20 protein-coding genes are annotated in these 22,664 nt (G+C 67.3%); 7 read left to right on the forward strand and 13 right to left on the reverse strand.

Going from position 1 to position 22,664, the window contains the following annotated elements:
• Positions 1 to 12: 12 nt before the first annotated feature.
• Positions 13 to 1,446, reverse strand: a complete 1,434-nt coding sequence (gene tssK / locus AC3WLY_RS11895; protein WP_425130935.1) for a type VI secretion system baseplate subunit TssK — start codon at positions 1,444 to 1,446, stop codon at positions 13 to 15.
• On the reverse strand, positions 1,443 to 1,958 hold the full coding sequence (gene tssJ / locus AC3WLY_RS11900) for a type VI secretion system lipoprotein TssJ (RefSeq protein WP_034179516.1): 516 nt from the start codon (positions 1,956 to 1,958) through the stop codon (positions 1,443 to 1,445). The genes tssK and tssJ overlap by 4 nt, the downstream gene beginning before the upstream one ends.
• A gap of 630 nt (positions 1,959 to 2,588) precedes the next feature.
• Here tssJ and AC3WLY_RS11905 point away from each other — a divergent pair.
• The 3 genes from AC3WLY_RS11905 (at position 2,589) to AC3WLY_RS11915 (ending at position 5,810) form a co-directional block, all read left to right on the forward strand.
• Positions 2,589 to 2,975 carry a TssQ family T6SS-associated lipoprotein gene (locus tag AC3WLY_RS11905; RefSeq protein ID WP_175959215.1) on the forward strand — a complete coding sequence of 129 codons (387 nt, stop codon included), beginning with the start codon at positions 2,589 to 2,591 and terminating at the stop codon, positions 2,973 to 2,975.
• Between the two features lie 48 nt (positions 2,976 to 3,023).
• Entirely contained in the window at positions 3,024 to 4,490 is a 1,467-nt protein-coding gene (gene tagH / locus AC3WLY_RS11910) for a type VI secretion system-associated FHA domain protein TagH (RefSeq protein WP_492308349.1), read from the forward strand.
• Between the two features lie 90 nt (positions 4,491 to 4,580).
• On the forward strand, positions 4,581 to 5,810 hold the full coding sequence (locus tag AC3WLY_RS11915) for a phosphotransferase (RefSeq protein ID WP_492332673.1): 1,230 nt from the start codon (positions 4,581 to 4,583) through the stop codon (positions 5,808 to 5,810).
• A 157-nt stretch (positions 5,811 to 5,967) separates the two neighbouring features.
• Here the strand turns inward: AC3WLY_RS11915 and AC3WLY_RS11920 are convergent, their stop codons facing one another.
• The 8 genes from AC3WLY_RS11920 to AC3WLY_RS11955 form a co-directional block, all read right to left on the reverse strand.
• A complete protein-coding gene (locus AC3WLY_RS11920; protein ID WP_204422912.1) occupies positions 5,968 to 7,413 on the reverse strand; it encodes an NAD-dependent succinate-semialdehyde dehydrogenase in 1,446 nt (481 codons plus the stop codon).
• Positions 7,414 to 7,565: 152 nt separating this feature from the next.
• Complete coding sequence (locus tag AC3WLY_RS11925) at positions 7,566 to 8,864, reverse strand: c-type cytochrome (RefSeq protein ID WP_492308348.1); 1,299 nt, start codon at positions 8,862 to 8,864, stop codon at positions 7,566 to 7,568.
• 12 nt (positions 8,865 to 8,876) lie between these two features.
• Positions 8,877 to 11,111, reverse strand: a complete 2,235-nt coding sequence (locus tag AC3WLY_RS11930) for a xanthine dehydrogenase family protein molybdopterin-binding subunit (protein WP_492308347.1) — start codon at positions 11,109 to 11,111, stop codon at positions 8,877 to 8,879.
• A gap of 1 nt (position 11,112) precedes the next feature.
• Entirely contained in the window at positions 11,113 to 11,568 is a 456-nt protein-coding gene (locus AC3WLY_RS11935; RefSeq protein ID WP_310140040.1) for a 2Fe-2S iron-sulfur cluster-binding protein, read from the reverse strand.
• A 139-nt stretch (positions 11,569 to 11,707) separates the two neighbouring features.
• Positions 11,708 to 12,007: a putative quinol monooxygenase gene (locus AC3WLY_RS11940; RefSeq protein ID WP_492308346.1), complete on the reverse strand. Its 300-nt coding sequence runs from the start codon at positions 12,005 to 12,007 to the stop codon at positions 11,708 to 11,710.
• 99 nt (positions 12,008 to 12,106) lie between these two features.
• The gene (gene curA, locus AC3WLY_RS11945; RefSeq protein WP_492308345.1) at positions 12,107 to 13,165 is read right to left on the reverse strand and encodes an NADPH-dependent curcumin/dihydrocurcumin reductase; all 1,059 of its coding nucleotides are present in this window, start codon (positions 13,163 to 13,165) and stop codon (positions 12,107 to 12,109) included.
• Between the two features lie 236 nt (positions 13,166 to 13,401).
• Positions 13,402 to 14,022 carry a TetR/AcrR family transcriptional regulator gene (locus AC3WLY_RS11950; RefSeq protein WP_175959120.1) on the reverse strand — a complete coding sequence of 207 codons (621 nt, stop codon included), beginning with the start codon at positions 14,020 to 14,022 and terminating at the stop codon, positions 13,402 to 13,404.
• 100 nt (positions 14,023 to 14,122) lie between these two features.
• Entirely contained in the window at positions 14,123 to 15,142 is a 1,020-nt protein-coding gene (locus AC3WLY_RS11955) for a DNA-binding protein (protein ID WP_492308344.1), read from the reverse strand.
• A 402-nt stretch (positions 15,143 to 15,544) separates the two neighbouring features.
• On the opposite strand from AC3WLY_RS11955, the gene AC3WLY_RS11960 reads away from it, so the two are divergent.
• Positions 15,545 to 15,961, forward strand: coding sequence for a helix-turn-helix domain-containing protein (locus AC3WLY_RS11960; RefSeq protein ID WP_072436796.1), 417 nt, complete (start codon positions 15,545 to 15,547; stop codon positions 15,959 to 15,961).
• Positions 15,962 to 15,963: 2 nt separating this feature from the next.
• On the forward strand, positions 15,964 to 17,304 hold the full coding sequence (locus AC3WLY_RS11965; RefSeq protein WP_492308343.1) for a type II toxin-antitoxin system HipA family toxin: 1,341 nt from the start codon (positions 15,964 to 15,966) through the stop codon (positions 17,302 to 17,304).
• Positions 17,305 to 17,463: 159 nt separating this feature from the next.
• Here the strand turns inward: AC3WLY_RS11965 and AC3WLY_RS11970 are convergent, their stop codons facing one another.
• Positions 17,464 to 18,591 carry a 4-hydroxyphenylpyruvate dioxygenase family protein gene (locus AC3WLY_RS11970; RefSeq protein WP_492308342.1) on the reverse strand — a complete coding sequence of 376 codons (1,128 nt, stop codon included), beginning with the start codon at positions 18,589 to 18,591 and terminating at the stop codon, positions 17,464 to 17,466.
• Positions 18,592 to 18,949: 358 nt separating this feature from the next.
• On the opposite strand from AC3WLY_RS11970, the gene shiA reads away from it, so the two are divergent.
• Positions 18,950 to 20,257: a shikimate transporter gene (gene shiA / locus AC3WLY_RS11975; RefSeq protein WP_492308341.1), complete on the forward strand. Its 1,308-nt coding sequence runs from the start codon at positions 18,950 to 18,952 to the stop codon at positions 20,255 to 20,257.
• A 204-nt stretch (positions 20,258 to 20,461) separates the two neighbouring features.
• On the forward strand, positions 20,462 to 21,763 hold the full coding sequence (locus tag AC3WLY_RS11980; RefSeq protein ID WP_492308340.1) for a UDP-N-acetylglucosamine 1-carboxyvinyltransferase: 1,302 nt from the start codon (positions 20,462 to 20,464) through the stop codon (positions 21,761 to 21,763).
• Between the two features lie 259 nt (positions 21,764 to 22,022).
• On the opposite strand, the gene AC3WLY_RS11985 is transcribed toward AC3WLY_RS11980, so the two are convergent.
• Together AC3WLY_RS11985 and AC3WLY_RS11990 are read right to left on the reverse strand one after the other, a co-directional pair.
• Complete coding sequence (locus AC3WLY_RS11985; protein WP_175959114.1) at positions 22,023 to 22,436, reverse strand: PIN domain-containing protein; 414 nt, start codon at positions 22,434 to 22,436, stop codon at positions 22,023 to 22,025.
• Entirely contained in the window at positions 22,423 to 22,656 is a 234-nt protein-coding gene (locus tag AC3WLY_RS11990; protein WP_175959113.1) for an AbrB/MazE/SpoVT family DNA-binding domain-containing protein, read from the reverse strand. Before AC3WLY_RS11990 ends, AC3WLY_RS11985 begins: the two co-directional genes overlap by 14 nt.
• Between the last annotated feature and the right edge of the window lie 8 nt (positions 22,657 to 22,664).

A 22,664-nucleotide genomic window follows, 5' to 3' on the forward strand; every position in this document is an offset into this window, starting at 1 on the left:
CGATGCCCGCCCTCACCCGCGGATCGCCCAGAACTCCATCGAGAGCCCAGGGAATTCGCCGGCGAAATGAAATGCGAGACCGCCGGAGCGCGCCAGTTGCTTCCACAGGTCGCTGCCCTTGTCGATCTCGAAGTACGTATGACCCGCGTGATACGGGATCTGCCGCGGCGCGACCGGCAACTGGCGCATCGTGATGCCCGGCAGTTGCAACTGCACCAGATCGCGAATCCGCTCGACCGGCCCGAGCTTGGCCTGCGCGGGAAAGCGCGCGCGCAGGCTGTCGGCCGGCACGTCCGCGCGCACCGCGAGCACGAAGCCGGCCGTGTCGCGCAGCGCCGGATCGGCCAGCGTCGCGACGCGGATGCCGTTGCCCGCGTCGCGCAGCTCGATCTGGATTGCGTTCTGTTCGAGCACCGTCGACAGCGACCGGCGCAGTTCCGTCAACAGTTCCGCGAAGCTCGTGCGCAGGTCGTCGTGCACGTAGACCGCGAGCGACTGCGGGCGCCGGCCGGCCGCCGTGAACGTGCTCAGGTCGCATGCGAGCTTCAGCCAGTCGCAGAACAGCGCTTCCGGATGCGTCGACACGTGCTGCTGCGCATGCCAGGTCAGCGCGAGATAACGATTCACGAGCTGCAGCAGCAGGAAGTCCGCGACTTCCGACACGCCGCCGCGCCCCGGCTCCGACAGCCGTTCCGCGAGCGCTTCGCTGCGTTGCGTGAGCAGCCCGTGCAGCTCGCGCGCATACGCCAGCAACACCGCATCGCGCTGCGCGACGAGCCGCGGCGGAATGTAGCCGTCGTCGACGAGCAGCCGCGCGTCGGTGCGCCGCTCGACGATCCGTGCGACGCCGAGCGCATGCCAGTCGCCGGTCAGCTCGGCTTCGAGCATCAGCCGCACGTTCAGGCGCCCCGTCTGCAGCAGCGCGGGGCCGAGCGCGACCGCGTTCGCGTCGGCCACTTCGTATTCGCGCACGACGTAGCGTGCGACGTCGGCGTTGCCGTTTGCGCCGTTGCCGCCGTTCGCGTTGTTCGCGACGTTTCCGGCGCCTGCTCCTACGCCTGCACCTGCACCGAACGACACCTCCTCGCCGCCGCCGCGCCACAGCGGCAGCGCGAGCACGACGAGCTGATCCTTCGCGTCGGCCGGTACGTCGAGCGGTTCGGGGAGATCGTCCGGATGCGACAGGTCGAACGGCGTACCGTCGCGCATCACGCCCGACGCGGCGCGCAGCGCGACCTTGCCGAGCGCGAGCTGCTCGCGATCGATTTCCAGCGCATCGAAGCCCCAGTAGAACCCCTGCAGCGGCAGGCAGCGCAGCGCGACGTAGCGTTCCCAGTGCCGTTCGAGCTGCTGGAAATGCTGCGGCCGCAGGAACATCCCCTCGGTCCACACCACGCGCTGGCGGAGGGCCGCGACCGGCGTCGCGGACATCGTCGGTTCGGTCATGGGCGCCCCTGCGCGTCGTTCAGTGCGATGCCGCCGTTCCGTACCGCGATCGACAGCTTCAGCTCGCCCGGCGACGTCTGCCAGAACTTGTAGAGGTTGAGCTGCTTCGCGCGCGGCAGCGGCACCGTCAGCCGCCAGCGGTTCTTTTCGAGCATCCGGTATTCGGCGACGACGCCGATCGCGCCGGCCTCGACGTTGCCGCGATAGTGCAGCGTGCGCGATTCGCCCGGCCGCAGGATCACGCGGTCGGTGCCGAGCAGATCCGCGCCGAGCACGTTCCCGGGCTTGTCCTGCAGCGAGAAGAAGTCCGCGCTGTCGAACGCCGACGCCGCGCGAAGCTGGAACACCTTCAGCACGATCGGCGAAGGCTTGCGATTCATGTCAGGGTTGACGTCCGGCGCGACGTCGACCGTGATCGCATACGGCACCGCGGCTGCGTGCTCCGTCGCGCCGCACCCCGGAAACAGCAATACGCATCCCCATACGATGAAACTGCTCGACCGCCATTGCATATTCCACCCTCGCCACCCAATAGCCATCCGCCGGTTTTCGAGTTCGAAACCGGTTGATTGGATTAAAAAAGGGACAATTAATTGACCGGTAATTATGTGGCTGGCATATCCTTCCGCTGAAATTTTTTCCGGAAAATTTTTATCGTAAAAACCGGGGCAAATCATCCTGGGTTTATGAAAGTTGAATTGTCGAGGTGAAAGGTAATTGAATCGAGATTGGTTATTAATCGAAAAAGCTTACCCGACCGGTTCGCCGTGGCGGCCCGGTTCTATTGCATGGACACCTGTCGGATGGGCGCGGGGCGCAAGCCAGCCGGCCGCCGGGCAAGGGATGCTCGCGACGCTGATGGTGTGCCAGGCTGTTCGTGCCGCCCGAACGGACGGTCCGGTTTTTTGTGCATTGCCGAGCGCTGACAAAACAACTGACGAATCCGAAAAACACAGCGAACTATAGGTCGTTTTCCCAGATTAACAAGTGATGAAATTCGTAGTCTATTTTCAGATTAAAATGGAATCGGATCGTCCAGTTGAAACAAAACGTAACAGCGGCATCGATGCCGATGATTGGCACTAGAATCCAACAGCGCTTGTGCGCCACCTTCCAATTACGCCGAATTTTCATTTCAAAAAATGAAAGGCCGTTCATTGCTCGTTATTTTCCTCGGCGCCTTGTTGCTGGGGGTCGGCGGGTGCAGCACGTCCCCGACCCGGTCGGCCGCGCATGCGACGGTCGACAGCGCGCGCGCCGCGTACGCCGCCGGCGACTACGGGCGCACGATCGCGCTGCTGAGCCGCGCGAAGGAGATCGACGGCGCCGACACCGACACGCAGGTTGCCGCGCACAAGCTCCTCGCATTCAGCTATTGCGTGACGAACCGCGTCATGCAGTGCCGCGCCGAGTTCTCGAAGATTCTCGACCTCAACCCGCGCTTCGACCTGTCCGCCGCCGAGAAGGGGCATCCGGTCTGGGGGCCCGCGTTCGAGTTCGCGCGTCGCAGACATGCGTCGTCATCCTGAACGAACCGGTTTCCACGCGAGCGCTTCATCCACCGAGCGACGTATGACATGCAACTGATCGTGATCGAACATGCCGGCGAACCGGTCGAAAACGACTCCTACGACGCCGTCGTGTTTCACCCGCCGGGCGGCACCATCGGCCGGGCCAGCGACAACCATCTGGTGCTGCGCGACGACACGCGGCAGATTTCGCGGCTGCAGGCGCTGCTGCAGGTGGGCGACGACGCGTGCCTGCTGAAGAACCTGAGCAGCGTGTCGACGATCGAGGTGAATCGCGAGCCGGTCGGCTATGCGCAGGAACGCCCGCTCAACACCGGCGACATCATCCGCATCGGGCCGTACGTGCTGAGGGCCGAACGCGATGATGGCGACGACGGCAGCGACGCGCCGGTCATCGACATGGCGCCCGATACCGGCGTGCACGTCGACAGGCGCGGCGCGCCGGAGGCCGCCGGATCGGCGCAGCCTCTGCACCCGCACTCGCCTTCGCGCGACGACACGAAAGGCACCGGCAACCGGCTATGGGGGCTGCTCCAGGATCGTCTCGCCCCGCGCGGCAAGGCGGCGGACGCTGGCAGCAGGCCGGGCGGTCCTGCCCGCGCCGATGCAGCGCAGCCGGCGAACCGTGCCGCGCAGCAGGCCGGGCCGTCCGCACCGTCGCAGCGCGACCTGAATCAGCTATCGACCGATCCGCTCGACCTGTTCGCGCAGTCGTCCGGCGATATCGGCGCGCCGGGCGCGGCGCCGTCGGCCGATCGCGGCAATGCGGATCGCGCGGCGTCGTCCGCGACGCAGGCGGACCACGCGCCCGAGTGGACGCAGCACGTGCGCGTGCAACCGGCAGCCGCGCGCGCCGACGTGCGTCCGGCCGACGAACCGGCGCCGCATGCCGCGCGTGCACCGGCGCCGCCGACACCCGACGAACTGCTGAACGCGTTCTTCGAAGGCGCGGGGCTCGATACGGCCGCCGAATCGCATCAATGGTCGGCCGAACAGCTCTATATCGCGGGCCAATTGCTGGCGCTGTTCGCCAACGGCACGGTCGAGCTGCTGTCGTCGCGCAGCATCCTGAAGCGCGAGGTGAAGGCGCACATGACGATGCTGCTCGATCGCGAGAACAATCCGCTGAAGCTGCTGCCGGACGGCGGCGCGGTGCTGCGGCAGATGTTCGGGCTGCCGCTGCCGGGCTTCATGTCGCCGCAGAGCGCGGTCAGCGATGCGTTCCAGGATTTGCACGCGCACCAGATCGGCATGGTCGCCGGCATGCGCGCCGCGCTGATGGATCTGCTGACGCGTTTTTCGCCGCAACGGCTGCGCGAACGCGACGATGCGATGCGCTGGTACGAGAAGCGCGTGCCCGCGCTGTACAAGGCGCGGATGTGGGATCGCTACGCGGCGACCCATCGCGATACGGTGTTCGCGATCGAGGACGATTTCGCATCGGTGTTCGGCAAGGCGTTTCTGGCGGCGTACGACGCGGAAGTGGAAAGCTATCGGGGGAGCGGCCGGCATTGAGCCATGTAACCGCATAACCCCGTAGCCGCGCATTCGCGAATTGGGATACGCTGCGCCCTGCACCGGCAATCGACGCCGGTCGGGAGCGAAATGAGCACGATGACGGGGACCCTCGATCCGGCGGCACCGCCGCCGCGCGTCGCGCGGCTGGTGCTGGTGACGCCGGATGGCGCGGTGGTCGGCTGCCTGCCGCCGATGCCTGTCGCCGTCCCGTGGTGGCAGGAAGTCGAGTCGGTCGTGCGTGCCGCGCGCGAACGCCATGGCGTCGACGTGACGATCCTGCGCCTGCTGGAAACCGTGCGCGACCGCGCGCCCGGCGGCGAAGTCACCTATCTGGCCGAGATTGCGAAACCGGTTCCGGCCGAATCCTGGGCAGGGAACATCGAGCCCCATTCGCTGCGCCGAAGTTACGCGCGCCCGGGCGGCCCGGCGGCCGATCTCGGCTGGGCGGCGCGCGTGCTTGCCGGTCGCGGCCTGTCGCCTACCGCCAGACCCGTGCAGGTGCGAACCTGGAATCTGTCCAGTGTCTGGCGTATCCCGATCGGAGAGCAATCGGCCTGGCTGAAAGTGGTGCCGCCGTTCCTCGGCCACGAGGCGCGCGTCATCACGGCGCTGGCCGGCCGGCGCGTGCCGACGCTGCTGGGGCACGACGAATGCGGGCGCATCCTGCTCGCGGAGATCCCCGGCAGCGACCTGTTCGACGCAGCGCTGCCGCAACTGCTCGGCATGGTGACGCTGCTGGTCGATATCCAGGCCTCGTGGATCGACCGCGTCGACGAATTGCACGCGATGCAGCTACCCGACTGGCGCGGCGCGGATCTGGCTGCGGATATTGCCGACGTCGTCGAACGGACCGGCGAAGGACTGTCGCGCAACGAACGTGCGTCGCTACGGCATTTCGTCAGCGGTCTCGCGGCACGGTTCGCCGGGATCGATGCATGCGGATTGCCGAATACGCTGGTTCATGGCGACTGCCATCCCGGCAATTTTCGCGGCACGCGATCGGAACTCACGCTGCTGGATTGGGGCGACAGCGGAATCGGCCACCCGTTGCTCGACCGGTCCGCGTTTCTCGACGCGGTTCCGCGCGATTACGCGGCGGCGATCAAGGATCACTGGAATCGCGAATGGCTGGCGAAGCTGCCCGGCAGCGACCCGGTGCGAGCCGCTGCCCTGCTTGCACCGATCGCGACGGCCAGGCGGGCGGTGATCTACCAGCGATTCATCGACAATATCGAGCCGTCGGAGCACATCTACCATCGCGGCGATCCGGCCGACTGGCTGGGCCAGACCGCGGCGCTGGTCGCGACGCAGGGCTGAACGCGGCATTGTCGTCGCCGATGCCGTGAATCGTGAATCGCCACGGCATGGTGATCGGAAAACAAAAAAAACGGCGCAGGCCGGGCACGATACCCGACCTGCGCCGCTCACGCGTGCCGCACCAGCGACGGGCGGCGCGCATGCTGACGACCGACCGTCAGACGGCCATCACCGTCACCGACTTCGTGACGAGGTACGGCTCGAGCGCTTCCGGCCCGCCTTCCGACCCGTAGCCCGAATCCTTCACGCCGCCGAACGGCATTTCCGGCCACGGCGTTGCCGGCTGGTTGATCCACAGCATCCCCACTTCGAGGCGCTGCGTAAGCAGGTGCACGTTCGCGAACGAACGCGTGAACGCGTAGCCGGCCAGCCCGAACGGCAGACGGTTCGCTTCCGCGATCGCATCCTCGAGCTTGTCGAAGCCGCGAATCGCCGCGACCGGGCCGAACGGCTCGTTGTTGAACACGTCGGCTTCGAGCGGCACGTTCGCGATCACGGTCGGTGCGAAGAAGTTGCCTGCCGAGCCGATCCGCTCGCCGCCCGTCTCGATGCTCGCGCCGACCTTGCGCGCGTTCTCGACCACCGACGCCATCGCGGTCAGCCGGCGCGGGTTCGCGAGCGCGCCGAGCGTCGTGCCTTCCTCGAGGCCGTTGCCGATCTTCAGCCCTTCGGCATGCTTGACCAGCGCGCGCGTGAATTCGTCGCGGATGCTGTTGTGCACGAGGAAGCGCGTCGGCGAAATGCAGACCTGCCCCGCGTTGCGGAACTTCGCGCCGCCGGCGGCCTTCACCGCGAGCGCGACGTCGGCGTCCTCGGCGACGATCACCGGCGCGTGCCCGCCCAGTTCCATCGTCGCGCGCTTCATGTGCTGGCCCGCGAGCGCGGCGAGCTGCTTGCCGACCGGCGTCGAACCCGTGAACGTGACCTTGCGGATCACCGGGTGCGGGATCAGGTACGACGAGATTTCGGCCGGATCGCCGTACACGAGGCCGATCACGCCGGCCGGCACGCCTGCGTCGACGAACGCGCGCAGCAGCGCGGCCGGCGATGCGGGGGTTTCCTCCGGCGCCTTCACGAGGAACGAGCAGCCGGTCGCGAGCGCGGCGCTCAGCTTGCGCACGACCTGGTTGACCGGGAAATTCCACGGCGTGAACGCGGCGACCGGGCCGACCGGCTCCTTCACGACCGTCTGCTGCGCGCCGAGATTGCGCGGCGGCACGATCCGGCCGTACACGCGGCGGCCTTCGTCCGCGAACCATTCGATGATGTCGGCCGCCGACAGCACTTCGACGCGTGCCTCGGTGAGCGGCTTGCCCTGTTCCTGCGTCATCAGCTGCGCGATCGTGTCGGCGCGCTCGCGCACCAGCGCGGCCGCCTTGCGCATCGTCGCCGCGCGTTCGTGCGCGGGCACCTTGCGCCACGTTTCGAAGCCGCGCTGCGCGGCGGCGAGCGCGCGGTCGAGGTCGGCGATGCCCGCGTGGGCCACCTTGCCGATCGCGTTGCCGGTCGCCGGGTTCACGACGTCGATCGTCTTGCCGCTCGCGGCGTCGACCCACTCGCCGTCGATCAGCAGTTGCGTATCCGTATAAGTCACGTTAGCCATCCAGACACCCCTACATTGCGTCGATAAAACGCGCGCTGCCGCGAACGGCCGCGCGCCGGTTGACAGAAAGAGCAAAGCCGCCGGGGCTGACAACCACCCGGCGGTGCAGACAGCAGGCTCGCCGGCCTGCCTCGTTCCGCATGGGGCCGCGCTCAGTGCGCGGCCGCCGTCGCCTTGCGGAGTTTCGCGACGTCCGCCGCCTGCACGGCCGGCGCGCCGTTGTTCCAGCCGGCGCGCATGAACGTCAGCACGTCGGCGATCTGCCGGTCGTTCAACTGGTTCGAGAACGCCGGCATCGGATACGCGGAAGGCACGCCGTCGATCACAAGCGTGTCGCTGCCGTTCAGCGTCACGTTGATCAGCGACGATGCATCGGTTTCGAGCACGTTCGGATTGCCGGCGAGCGGCGCGAGCAGCGGCGCGTAACCGCGCCCGTCCGCGCCGTGGCAATGCAGGCAGTAAGCGTTATACACCTTCGCGCCCGGGTCGGCTGCCGGCCGGCCCAGCACCACCTGCGTCGGCTTCGGATCGTAGTTGTACGGCGGCGCGCCCGTGCCGCCCGCGGCCGGCAGCGATTTCAGGTAGCGGGAAATCGAGGCCAGATCGTCGTCGCTCAGCGCCTGCGTGCTGTGGTTGATCACGCTCACCATCGAGCCGAACGCGGTCGCGTGCCGGTTCGCGCCGGTCTTCAGGAACTGCGCGACGTCGGCCTCGTTCCAGCGGCCGAGCCCCGTGTTGTGCTCGCCGGTCAGGTTCGACGCGAACCAGTTGTCGATCGCCGCCCCCGACAGGAACGCCGAGCCGCCTTCGTCGAGCGCCTTCTCCTGGAAGCCGACACCGCGCGGGGTGTGGCACGACCCGCAGTGCCCGAGCCCCTGCACGAGATACGCGCCGCGGTTCCACGTCGCGTCCTTTCCGGGCTTGTCGGCATACGGCGTCGTGTCGAGGAACACCGCGTTCCACAATGCGAGCGGCCAGCGCATGTTGAGCGGCCACGGGATGTCGGCCGCCCGGTTCGCCTGCTTCACCGGTTCGACGCCGTGCACGAAGTACGCGTACAGCGCCTTCACGTCGTCGTCCTTCAGCTTCGCGTACGACGGATACGGCATCGCCGGATACAGACGATGGCCGTCCTTCGCGACGCCCCGGCGCAGCGCGCTCGCGAATTCGGCTTCCGTGTACCCGCCGATGCCCGTATCCGGATCGGGCGTAATGTTGGTCGTGTAGATCGCGCCCATCGGCGTGACCATCTTCAGGCCGCCCGCGAACGGCGTGCCGCGCGGCGCGGTGTGGCACGCGACGCAGTCGCCGGCTTTCGCGAGATACGCGCCGCGCGCGACGAGCGCGCTGTCGGCGGGCGCCGTCGGTGCGGCGTGCGCGGCCGTGCCGGCCAGCAGCGCGGACAGTGCGAGCAGCGATGCGCCGAGCGAGTTCAGGGTGAGGTTTCGCATGTTCGTCTCCCCTCAGGCCGTCTTCAGCTGGTTGCCGACCGGCAGCTTGCGCAGCCGCTTGCCGGTTGCCGCGAAGATCGCGTTCGACAGCGCCGCCGCGGTCGCGGCCGTGCCCGGTTCGCCGATCCCGCCCGGCGCTTCGCCGCTCTTCACCAGATGGACTTCGATCGGCGGTGTCTCGTTGATTCGCATCATCCGGTAGTCGGTGAAGTTGCTCTGCACGACGCGGCCGTCCTCGATCGTGATCTCGCCGTACAGCGCGCCCGTGATCCCGAAGATGATGCCGCCCTGCACCTGCGCCTCGATCGTGTTCGGATTGACGAACATCCCGCAATCCACCGCGCACACGACGCGCTTGACCTGCACCTCGCCGTCGTCCACCGCGACGTCGATGACGATCGAGAAGAAGCTGCCGAACGCGTGCATCACCGACACGCCGCGCCCTTGCCCCTTCGGCAGCGACGGCCCCCAGCCGGCTGCCTTCGTCGCGACGTCGAGCACGTTGAGCGCGCGCGGCGTCTTGCCGAGCAGTGAGCGGCGGTATTGCACGGGGTCGGTCTTGGCCTGCGCGGCCAGCTCGTCGATGAAGCTCTCGACGACGAAGGTGCTGCGCGTCGGCCCGACGCCGCGCCAGAACGCGGTCGGCACATGGCGCGGCTCCTGCCGCACGTAGTCGATCAACTGGTTCGGCAGGTCGTACGGCAGGTCGGTTGCGACCTCCACCGCGTCGGGATCGACGCCGTTCTTGAACGCGGGCGGCGCGAAGCGCGCGAGGATCGACGAGCCGACGATCCGGTGCTGCCACGCGACCGGCTTGCCGTTCGCGTCGAGGCCGGCCGAGATCCGGTCGTAGTAGTACGGCCGGTACATGTCGTGCTGGATGTCCTCCTCGCGCGTCCAGATGACCTTCACGGGCGCGCCGACCTGTTTGGCGATCTTCACCGCCTGGCCGATCATGTCCGTTTCGAGCCGCCGGCCGAAACCGCCGCCGAGCAGGTGGTTGTGCACGACGATCTTCTCCGGCGGAAAGCTCGTGAGCCGCTGCACGGTGTCGACCGCGCGCGTCGGCACCTGCGTGCCGACCCAGATCTCGCAGCCGTCGCCGCGCACGTGCACCGTGCAGTTCACGGGCTCCATCGTTGCGTGCGCAAGGAACGGCTGCTCGTAGACGGCATCGACGCGCGTCTTCGCGTTCGCGAACGCCTTGCCGACGTCGCCGTCCTTGCGCGCGACCGCGCCCTTGCCGTTCGCGGCGGCCTGCGCGAGATCGGCGACGATGTCCTTCGTCGACACCTTTGCGTCCGCGCCTTCGTTCCACTTCACGACGAGCGCCGACGCGCCGCGCTTCGCGGCCCACGTGTGATCGCCGACCACCGCGACCGCGTTGTCCGCGCGCACGACCTGGCGTACGCCCGGAATTTTCTTCGCGGCCGTGTCGTCGACGCTTGCAACCGTGCCGCCGAACACCGGGCTGTTCACGATTACCGCGTACAGCATGCCCGGCAGGCGCACGTCGAGCCCGAACTGCGCGGTGCCGTCGACCTTCTCCGGCGAATCGAGCCGCTTCGCGGGCGTGCCGATCAGCTTGAAATCCTCGGGCTTCTTCAGCACGACATCCTTCGGCACCGGCAGCTTCGCCGCGGCGTCGGCCAACTGGCCGTACGATGCGCGCCGGCTGCTCGGCGGATGCTGCACTTCGCCGTTCGCGGCGCGGCACGATGCCGGATCGACATTCCATTGCTTTGCGGCCGCCGCGACCAGCAGCGTGCGCGCCGTTGCGCCCGCGCGGCGCAGCGGTTCCCATGCGTAGCGCACCGACGTCGAGCCGCCCGTGAGCTGGCCGCCGAGCAGCGGATCGAGGAACAGCTTCTCGTTCGGCGGCGCATGATCGAGCGTCACGCTCGACAGCGGCACTTCGAGTTCCTCGGCGATCAGCATCGGCAGCGCCGTATAGACGCCCTGCCCCATCTCGACCTTCGGCATCACCAGCGTGACCTTGCCGCCGCGGTCGATCTGCACGAACGCGTTCGGCGCGAACACGCCCGCACGCGCGGTTTCATCGCCGTCGCCGCCGATCACCGAACGGCGCGTGTCGTCGCCCGCCGCCGGCAGGCTGAAGCCGAGCAGCAAGCCGCCGCCCGCCGCCGCGCCGAGCGACATGCCGAGTTTGAGAAACCCGCGGCGCGACACGCCGGCGCTTGCCGCTTGTGCGGCGGCCTTGCCTGCTTCGATCAGTCCTCGCGACATGTCAAACCCCCTTCGCGGCCTGCTTGACCGCCGCGCGAATCCGGTTGTACGTGCCGCAGCGGCAGATGTTGCCGGCCATCGCCGCGTCGATGTCGGCGTCGCTCGGGTTCGGGTTCGCTGCGATCAGCGCGGTGGCCGCCATCACCTGCCCCGACTGGCAGTAGCCGCACTGGACGACGTCGAGCTCGCGCCATGCCTGCTGGACCTTGTGGCCGGCCGGCGTCGCGCCGACGGCTTCGATCGTCGTGATCCTGCGGCCCGCGACGGCCGCGACCGGCAGCACGCAGGAGCGCGCGGCGACGCCGTCGAGATGCACGGTGCACGCGCCGCATTGCGCGATCCCGCAGCCGAACTTCGTGCCGGTGAGGCCCACGACGTCGCGCAGCACCCAGAGCAAGGGCATGTCGTCGGGGGCGTTGACCGTGCGGGTTTCGCCGTTGATGTTGAGGGTGACCATTCAGCCTCCGGGGCCGTTGTATTGGGGAAGCGGCGCGCATGGCGCGCCGCGCGGGGTCGTCGTCGTCATCGCCGTCGCGGGTACGCAACGGATGCCGCGCGGCCCGGGAGGAACGAGCCGCGGCGGTGGTCCTGCGTCGTTACTCGGCCACGTCGATGCCCGACAGCACCTTGATGACCGGCGGTGCCGTGAACCAGTCGGCCGACTTCGTGAGGAATTCGCCGAAATACGGGCTGGCGAGGTGCGCGTCGAATGCGGCCTGGTCGTCGTAGATTTCGTACAGGTGCAGGTTCGGCGAGCCGTCTTGCTCGCGGAACAGGTCGTAGCGCCGGTTGCCCGGTTCGGTGCGCGTCTTGACGACCAGGCTGCGCAGTTCGGCCTCGGCAGCCTGAGCGTGTTCGGGTTTCACGAACAGCGAAGCAATCACGTGAAGCGCCATCTTGTCACTCCTTTCGAAACGGAATCGAGCATGCCACAAGCCGGCGTCGCGTGACGCCAGCGTGCGACCTCGGTGTGTTTGTGTTGCCGTGCCGCAGCATCAGGCCAGTTCTTCCGGGCCCACGCGCACGACGACCTTGCCGAAATTCTTGCCGGCCAGCAGGCCGATCAGCGCTTCCGGTGCGTCGGCGAGGTCGGGGACGACATCTTCCCGCGTCTTCACCTTGCCCTGCGCGACCCATTCGCTCATCTCCTTCAGGAACGGCGCATAGCCGGTCGCATAGTGATCGAGGATGATGAAACCCTGCACGCGGATGCGCTTGCGCAGGATCGTACCCATCAGCGCCGGCACGCGATCACGGCCGGTCGACACCGCGGTGTCGTCGTATGCCGCGTCGTTGTAATGCGCAATGATTCCGCACACCGGCACGCGCGCGTGATCGTTGAGCAGCGGCCAGACCGCGTCGAACACGGCCCCGCCGACGTTCTCGAAATAGACGTCGATGCCGTTCGGACAGGCGTCCTTCAGCTTCGCGGCAAACGCCGGATCGTGATGGTCGACGCACGCATCGAAGCCGAGCGTGTCGGTCACGTACGCGCACTTGTCGGCGCCGCCCGCGACGCCGATCACGCGGCAGCCCTTCAGCTTCGCGATCTGGCCGACGACCGAGCCGACCGCGCCGCTGGCTGCCGCGACGACCACGGTTTCGCCGGCCTTCGGTTCGCCGATCTTCAGCAGCCCGGTGTACGCGGTGAAGCCCGGCATGCCGAGCACGCCGAGCGCGTAGGACGGATGCGCGAAGTCGCGGCCGAGCGGAATCAGGTCGCGGCCGTCGGACAGCGCATAGTCCTGCCAGCCGGCGCCGGCAACGACGAGATCGCCTTCGCGAAACGCGGGCAGGTTCGACGACACGACGCGGCTGACTGTGCCGCCGACCATCACGTCGCCGAGTTCTACCGGCGCGGCATAGGACGGCGCGTCGCTCATCCGGCCGCGCATGTACGGGTCGAGCGACAACCAGACCGTTCGCAGCAGCACCTGGCCGGCGCCGGGCGTCGGCACGTCGCCGGATTCGGTGCGGAAGTTGCCCGGCGTCGGCGCGCCGACCGGGCGCGACGTCAGGATGATCTGGCGGTTTGCGGTTTTGCTTTGCGGCATAAGAGTGTCTCCGTCAACAGGAATAAACGTGCTTCGTGGGCACGATCGGATCAGGGATGGACCGACAGAAGGCACGCACGCGTGGCAGCGTCGGCGGTCAGGCCGGCGTGATTGCACGCGTGCGGTTGGAACAATCGGGACAGCGTAACGCGGAGCGAGGTATTCGTCATGCGCGGATAAGTAGACCAGTCGTCTAGAATCGGGGCAAAAACAAGGCGCGCCGATGCGCGCCCGGGTTACGACTGCGCTCCGTCATGCGCGGCCGGCGGCAGGTTCAGCATGCGCCGCGTTTCGATCATCGCCCTTTCGAGCGGTTTGCGGTTGCGGTGAATCTTTTCCAGCAGCGTTGCGCCAAGCCACAGCTCGTAAAGGATCGCGGCCGTGTGCGGCGGATCGTCGACCGCACGCAGCGAGCCATCGGCGAGCCCTGCCTCGATGCCGCCCGCGAGCCGTTCGATGATCTGGCTCGTGCCACGCCGCAGCACCGCGCGCATCGCTTCCGACAGGTCCGACACTTCCGCGCCGAGCTTCACCGCGAGGCACTTGCCCTCCGGATCGTCCGCGCATTGCGTGTGCAGCCAGTTGCCCCAGTACGTCATCAGGCGTTCGGCGCCCGTGCCGGCCTGATGCTTGAGCAGGTTGTCGAGATGCGCGAGATAACCTTCGAAATACGCTTCGAGCAGCGCTTCGCCGAATGCTTCTTTCGAGCCGAAGTAATGGTAGAACGAGCCCTTCGGGATGCCCGCTGCAGCGAGAATCTCGTTCAGACCGACCGCCGAGAACCCCTTGTGGAGCATGATCGGCTTCGCGATGTTCAGGATGTGCTGGCGGACTTCCGCGCCTGAAGATGCATTCATGATGGCGTATGGTAGCAACGATTAGACCGGTCGTCTAGTAACGCCGGGCCGGCATGTTGAGCGGCACTTTACCCGATCGCGACCGGACAATCGACCGCCGTCAGCGCGCCGCTTCGTCGGCGCGCTTCCTCGTGCGCGCCCGCCGCTCGCTTCGCTGTGCGGCTGGAGCCGTCTTCGTGCCGCGCACCGGTGCCCGGCGCGCGAGCACCGTCATCTCCCGCCTCAACGCATCGAGTTCCTTGACGCGCGCCGCATCGGTCGCCTGCGCGCCGTCGAGCTGCCCCTGAAGCACCCCGCATCGATGCAGTGCATCGCCGAGTTGCGCCTGCAGCGCGGCGACATCCTTCCGCTGCTGCGCATCGCGCTGCTCGGCGCGCGATGCCGTCGCGTCGAGTTCCTTTTGCAGCCGTGCGGCGGCGAGCCGTTCGCGATCGATCTCCTGAAGCGCCCGCTTCTCCGATGCGCGCAAGCGTTCCTCGGCCCGGCCTGCGTCGTCGCGCAGCCGGTCAAGTTGAGTCGTGAAATCCGCACGCGCCTGCGCAAGTGCGCGGTCGCCTTCCGCGTTGTCGGCTTTCAGGCGTTCGATCTCCGCTTGCATCGCGCGCCTCGATGCGTCGTCGGCCGCCCTCGCCTGCTCCAGTTCCTGGATGCGCACCTGCGCGGCCAGCAGCGCGGCCGTGCGTTGTTCGAGCGCGGTTTCGGTGCGGGCCAGCTCGGCCTGCAGCGTAGCGACTTCCGCTTGCGCCGCCGTTCGTTCGGCTTCGACGTCCGCGCGCAGTGCGTCGAGCGCGGCGGCCGCGTCGGTGCTCGAACGATTCCACAACGCCGCGACCAGTTCGCCGGCTGCCGCCTGCAGATCGGCCGGCAGGTCGGGATGTTCGATCCGCGCGCGACTCTTTTCCCGCAGCTCGGCCCAGAACTCGCCGAGGACAGCCGTCGGCGTGCTCATGCTGCCCTTGCGGACGAGCTGGTACAGGCGGTTCGCGGTAGGCGTGATGCCGAAGCGGAAGAACAGCAGCGCGCAGACCTCGCGGTATAGCTCGCGGGTTTTCGGGAAGTCGGCCTTGAGGCGCTCGATTTCGGCGGTCAGGCGGGGTTCGTCGGCGGCGAGATCGGACATGGTGTGGTTTCGTCGGGATTTTCGTAAATAATATAACGTAAACCGTTAGATATCCAATTCTCGCAGTCTATTTATTTGACATTATTTCTATAATGTCGAGATGGCCGAAGATCGGTGTGGGCGTGTGGAATCGAAGCGCGCGCCGGCCCCTCCTTGTCTCCATTGCGCGCCGGGTTGGCGATGAATGGGCCGAGCCTGGGTTGCCAACCAGCCCGCCGACGATCGAATCGATACGGCCGGCTGCGGGGTCGCGGTGCCGGCAGGAGGGTTGGTCCGGTTTTCGCGTAACAGGCTATCGTTTGTTTTAACGAAATACAGCCTCAGGTTTGTATTTTTACAATACATGCCATAGACTGTATTTTCAGATTACAAACGATCGCCTGTCATCCTGCGGAGCGCCCGATGGCCTTTCCTGTCCAGACCCTGACCCAGTTGCGCCCGATACTCGTCGGTTTCCGGAAATCCGCGGGGCTCACGCAGGCGCAATTGGCCGCCCGCCTGGGCGTCACGCAGCAATCCTATGCGCAGCTCGAAGCCAATCCGTCGGCGGTGAGCATCGAACGGCTTTTCAAGGTGCTGAACACGCTTGGCGTTCGTATGACGCTCGACCTGGGCGCGCAGGACGAATCGGCGGGACCAGCCAGTACCGATGCACGGCCGGCGGCTCCCAAGCCGGCCGCGAAAAAGCGCATGCCGGACCCGGCGCGCGGCGCAACGGCAGCAAAAGCTCAAACCAAAACCACGACCGGCGCCGCGCGCAAGCGGCCGGCGACAGCAGCGCCGGGCAAGCCACGGGTCTCGAAACGGGAGGACTGGTGACGATGGCGTCGCGCGCCCGCCACGACCGGCTCGACCTGTGGATGAACGGCATTCCGGTCGGCTATTGGGAAATCCGGCGCGGCGTCGAGCGCCTCGTCTACCTGCCGGGCTGGCTCGACGATCCCCAGGGGCGGCCGCTATCGCTGTCGCTGCCCTTTACGCCCGGCAACCAGCCGCACCAGGGCGCGATCGTCGCCGACTACTTCGACAACCTGCTGCCGGACAGCGAGCCGATCCGCCGCCGCATCGCGCAGCGTTACCGGCTCGGATCGACGGCACCGTTCGAACTGCTCGCGTCGATCGGCCGGGATTGCGTCGGCGCGATCCAGATGCTGCCGCCCGGCGAAATGCCCGTTGACCTCGAGACGATCGACGGCGTGGCGCTCGACGACGCAGCCGTCGCCGACGTGCTGCGCTACGCGACCGCCGCTCCGCTGCCCGGCCGCGCGGAGCCGGACGGCGACCTGCGCCTGTCGATCGCCGGCGCGCAGGAAAAGACCGCATTGCTGCGTCAGGGCAACCGCTGGTTGCGGCCGTCGGGCAGCACGCCGACGACACACATCTTCAAGCTGCCGCTCGGGCGCGTCGGGAACATGCAGGCCGACATGCGGACGTCCGTCGAGAACGAATGGCTGTGCTCGAAGCTCGTCGCCGCATACGGCCTGCCGGTCGCGCCGTGCGAGATCGGCCGGTTCGACGACCAGAAGGCGCTGATCGTCGAGCGCTTCGACCGGCGTCCTTCGCGCGACGGCACGTGGATCCTGCGACTGCCGCAGGAGGACATGTGCCAGGCAACCGGCACGCCGTCCGGCGCGAAATACGAATCCGACGGCGGCCCCGGCATCGAGACGATCATGGGCATCCTCGCGAATTCGACCGACGCCGCGCACGACAGGATGAATTTCTTCGTCGCACAGCTCGTGTTCTGGGTGCTGGCGGCGATCGACGGCCATGCGAAGAACTTCAGCATCGCGCACCTGCCCGGCAATACGTACCGCAGCACGCCGCTGTACGACGTGCTGTCCGCGCATCCGATCATCGGTACACGCCGCAACCAGTTGCCGCCGCGCCGCGCGCGGCTCGCGATGGCCGTGTGCGGGAAGAACCGGCACTACGTGATCGGCGAGATCCAGCCGCGTCACTGGATCGCGCAGGGGCGGCGCATCGGCCTGACCGAAGACGACGTGCGCGTGGCGATGGCGGCTGTCGCCGCTCGCACGGAACCCGCGATTGCCGAAGTCGCGGCGCAGATCCCGGTGGAATTTCCGGCGGATGTGGCGGACGCGATCTTCGAAGGAATGCGTCGGCAAAGCCGCAAGCTCGCAGCGGCCGATCCGGCGTGATGAATCGACGGCGCGCAACGGGGCTGCGGTATCCGCTATGGCACGTCGATGCTTCCGGCCGACAAGCCGGGCTCGACACGCCCGGCGGCACCGCGTGCTTGCTGCGCGAGCGGAATGACCCGGTGCAGAACCGCGTGCCGGCCGCCGGCGCCTGATCGTTCAGCCGGCGTCGCGCGCGCGGGCGAGTGCCGCCAGATTGCCCTCGCCGAACCCGTGGTGCCCCTTGCGCTGCACGATCTCGAAGAAGATCTCGCCGGGCCGGCGCTTGACGAAGGTCTGGAAGAACAGCCTCGGCACGCCGTCGCTGCCGATCTCGCCGTCGACCAGCACCGCGCGGCTGCGCAGCGCGTCGAGATCGACGCCGTGCCCGGGCAGCCGCGCATCGACGTCGTCGTAATACCGTGCGGGCGGCTCGATGAATTCGACGCCGTTCGCGCGCAGCGCATCGACGCATGACAGGATGTCGTCAGTCGACAATGCGACGTGCTGCACGCCCTCGCCCGGATGGTCGGGCAGATACGCGTGCATCAGCTCGGTACGCCGCGTGCCTTCCTCGTAGACCGGAATCCGCACCGCGCCGCACGGCGACACCATCACGCGCGATTCCTCCGACACGTGCCAGTGCGCGTCGATCTGGTGGATCTCGCGAAAATGCAGCAGGTCGTGGTAGAAATCCAGCCACTCCTGCATGCGGCCTGCGCCGACGGTTTGCGTGAAGTGGTCGACCTGCTGCAGGCCGACGCCCGCGCAGTCGAGATCGGTATGCGCGGTCGCGATGTCGATCGGCCGGAAATCGATGTCGAAGATCGAGATGTCGCCGACGCCGCCGCGCTGGCCGTCCCGCCCGCGCCAGCGGTCGACGAAATACAGGTGCGAATCGCCGATGCCCTGGATCGCGGGGATCTTCAACTCGCCGACACCGACCTTTTCGCCTTCGAACGCCCACGCGCCGAGCTGGATCGCGCGCTCGAACGCGCGCCGGGCATTCGCCACGCGCAAGCCGATCGCGCAGACGCCCATCCCGTATTCCTCCGCATAACGTGCGGCGAACGAATCGGGCTCGGCGTTGATCAGGAAATGCATCTGCCCTTGCCGGTACAGCGTGACGTTCTTGCTGACATGCCGCGCGATCGCCTTGAACCCGAGCTGCTCGAAGCGTTGCGCGAGCGCGTCCGGCACGGGCGCCGCGAATTCGACGAATTCGAGGCCGGCCATCCCGAGCGGATTGGCGGCCGGATCGGCGACGGGCGGCGTATCGCTGGACAAGGGGTGGGAATTACCGGGCATTCCAGTCTCCGGGGGCATGCAGTCGATGGGGGATTGGGCCCGTCGCGTGCGGCATGCGCGGCCGATATGGCGGCCTTGCTTCCGCCCCGAACGGGCGAGTTGTCGATGCTGCAGATTTTAACCAGATCGTTCACGGCGGCACACCCCGGCCGAACGGGATATCGTCGCGCCGCCTAGTGCAAACCCGAAAAGCGTTCGATAATCGCACGATATTGAACGATAATCGCGCACTTTGCCCGATTGGCCAATTGCCGCCGTGCGGCGCGCACCCTATTCTCCGTTCACTCATCGACTTCAATGCAGCATCGGACGCGGCGCCGCCACGATTCCACGATGCGCCGTACCAGGAGACACCGCCATGACCCCAACCTTCGACACCCTCGACGCCGCCGCCGGCACCCGCGCGCGCAGCCAGGCGCGCAAGGCCGCGATCGGCAGCTTCGTCGGCGCCGTCGTCGACTGGTACGACTTCCTGCTGTACGGGATCGTCGCCGCGCTGGTATTCAATTCCGAGTTCTTCCCGAAAGTCAGCCCGACGATGGGCACGCTCGCGGCGTTCGCGACGTTCGGCGTCGGCTTCCTGTTCCGGCCGCTCGGCGGCGTCGTGTTCGGCCACTACGGCGACCGGCTCGGCCGCAAGCGGATGCTCGTGCTGACGGTGATGCTGATGGGGCTGTCGACGGTCGCGATCGGCCTGCTGCCGACCTTCGCAACCATCGGCTGGTGGGCGCCGGTGCTGCTGGTGCTGATGCGTGCGATCCAGGGTTTCGCGGTCGGCGGCGAATGGGGCGGCGCGGCGCTGATGGCCGTCGAGAGCGCGCCGAAGCAAAAGAAGGCGTTCTACAGCAGCGGCGTGCAGGTCGGCTATGGCGTCGGCCTCGTGCTGGCCACGGGCATCGTATCGATCCTGAGCCACACGCTCGGCGAGGCCGCGTTCAAGTCGTGGGGCTGGCGCCTGCCGTTCGTGTTCAGCATCGTGCTCGTGCTGGTCGGGCTGTGGGTGCGCAAGAGCATGGACGAATCGCAGGAGTTCGTCGAGAAGGTCGAGCACGGCAACCGCAAGCTGCGCCTGCCGGTGCTGGAAGCGCTGACGCGCCATCCGAAGGCGTTCCTGCTGATCGTCGCGCTGCGGCTCGCCGAACTGTTCACGATGTATATCGTCACCGCGTTCGCGCTCAGCTATTCGACGACGAACCTCGGCATGTCGCGCGACCTGTTCCTGAACGTAGGCCTGCTGGTCGGCGCGGTGAGCTGCGTGACGATCCCGTGCTTCGCGTGGCTGGCCGACCGCTACGGCCTGCGCCGCATCTACCTGATCGGCGCGCTGATCGGCCTTGCATCCGCGGTGCCGTTCTTCATCGCGCTGGAGGCGCGGTCGATCGCGTGGATCGTGATCTTCTCGATCCTGCTCGCGAACGCCGCGCACGACATGGTCGTGAGCGTCCAGCAGCCGCTGTTCACCGAGCTGTTCGGCGCCGAATACCGCTATAGCGGCGCGGGCGTCGGCTACCAGTTCGCGAGCGTCGTCGGCGGCGGGTTCACGCCGTTCATCGCGGTCGGCTTGGTCACCCTGGCCGGCGGCTCGTGGCACCTCGTCGCCGGCTATCTCGCGGCGGGCTGCCTGATCTCGCTGGTGGTTGCCGCGCGGATGCGGGCGGCGCAGTGACGAAGTGAGCGCGTGGCCGGCCCGGTCATCGGCCGGCCATTGCTCCGCGTCGGCCGCCAGCCGAACGGCGGCACCTCTCCGCCCAACGTCAAACACCGTCAATCACGCGCGCCGATCCCCCTTTTCCCTTCCGAACATTCCACGCCGCCCACCGACCAATGGCATCATATGGGCCTACGTCAGTTACCGATACGCCCCCATATCATGTCGAATCTCATCGTCCACGGCGGCACTCCGCTGCGCGGGGACATCAAGCCGTCCGCGAACAAGAACGCCGTCCTGCCGATCCTGTGCGCCACCCTGTTGACCGATCAGCCGCTGCGCCTTGTCGGCGTGCCGGACATCACCGACGTGCGCAAGATCCTCGACATCTTCCGCACGCTCGGCAGCGACGTGTCGGTCGACTTCACGACCGGCCTGCTCGAACTCCACCATCTCAACACGAAGTTCGATCCGGCCGTCCACCGGCTGCCCGAGGCGATGCGCTCGTCGATCATGCTGATTCCGCCGCTGCTCGCGCGCTTCGGCGTCGCGCGCCTCGAGAACGACGTGAAAGGCTGCACGCTCGGCGTGCGCGAGATCGATCCGCACGTCGAGGTGTTCGAGCGCTTCGGCGCGCACATCGAGCGCACGCCCGATTCGCTGATCGTTCGCACCGACGGCCCGCTGACGGCCAACGATCACTGGTTCGACTACGCATCGGTGACGACCACCGAGAACTTCGCGCTGTGCGCGACGGCCGCGAACGGCACGTCGACGCTGATGAACGCGGCATCCGAGCCGCACGTGCAGGAGTTCTGCCAGTTCCTCGCGATGATCGGCGTCACGATCGAGGGCATCGGCACGTCGCGGCTCTGCGTGACGGGCGGCGGCAAGCTCGGCGGCGGCGAATTCCGCTTCGCCGAGGATTTCCACGAGATCGCGACGTTCCTCGCGCTCGGCGCGATCACGGGCGGCGACATCACCGTGCGCAACTCGTCGCCCGAGCATTTCCCGCTGATCGACCGCACGTTCGCGAAGTTCGGCGTCAACGTCACGCACCGCGACGGCTGGTCGCGCGCGGAACGCGACGGCCCGCTGCGCGTGCGCCGGCCGTTCACGCAGAACATCCTGACCAAGGTCGAAGCCGCGCCGTGGCCGTACCTGCCGGTCGACCTGCTGCCGATCTTCATCGCGCTCGGCGTGCGCGCGGAAGGCAGCGCGATGTTCTGGAACAAGGTCTACGACGGTGCGCTCGGCTGGTCCGGCGAGCTGTCGAAGTTCGGCGCGCACGTGCTGCTGTCGGATCCGCACCGGCTGATCACGTTCGGCGGTCTGCAACTGACGCCGGCGCGCGTCGAGAGCCCGTACATCATCCGCGTCGCGATCGCGCTGCTGATGGTGGCCGCGAGCATCGAAGGCCGCTCGGAAATCATGAACGCGTTGCCGATCCGCCGCGCGCATCCGCATTTCGTCGAGAACCTGCGCTCGGTCGGCGCGAACGTCGAGTGGACAAGCAGCGAATAATGCCGCTCCGGCGGGTGCGGCTCGCGTGAAGTCGGCGCCGCATCCGTCTTCCCTCCTTCCCCGGCCGGCGTCGGCAAACTGCCCGGCAAGCGGCGCGCGTTGAAGGATCGCCGCTTCGCTTCCAGGCGTTACTCTCCCTCCCCGCACTCGACGTCGCCCGCTCCCATGTGGTCGAAGCCGTACAGCATCACGGCGGTCGTCCCGTGCACAGCGCTTCCACCAGCGGGTCTGTCCGTAGCAAACCCGGAATTCCCGACGTTCAGGCGAACGGATTTTGCAGCACCGGACCGCCGTCCACGCGCAGGCCGTCGTGCATGTCCTCGGTGTACAGGTATTCACAGCCATCGAGCGACGCGGCGGCGACGATGCACGCGTCATAGAAGGACAAGCCATGCCGTTCCGCCAGCCTTCGCGCCAGGTCATGCGTATCGATCGTGACCGGTACGACATGGCACAAGCTCCTGATCGGTTCCAGAAACTGCCCCACGTCGCTCCACGGCATCCGCAATTTTCGACTGCAAACGCTGGCGACTTCGTTCAGTACCTGGACACTGATGGTCGGCCGCCGAAGGAACAGCGCCTCCGCCCGATTCGCTTTGGTTTCGTCCCCGGACAGCAGATAAAGCACGATATTGCTGTCGACGAACGACTTCGCCGACTCAATCCCGCTCATTCGCATCGTCCCGGCCGAACTTGAAATCGGCGGGCAGCTTGCCCCTGAAACGCCGCAACCGTTGCAGAAGTTCATCGGGCCTCGGCTTGCGGCTGACGGCAAAAACGCGCGGGCTATCGACCACGATTTCGATATCGTCCCCTTCGCGGAGCTCCAGTGCATCGACCACACTGGCGGGGAGACGGACGGCCAGGCTATTGCCCCACTTTGCGACTTGCATACGGACCT

It is taken from the genome of Burkholderia sp. FW306-1C-G01B, from assembly GCF_058781685.1.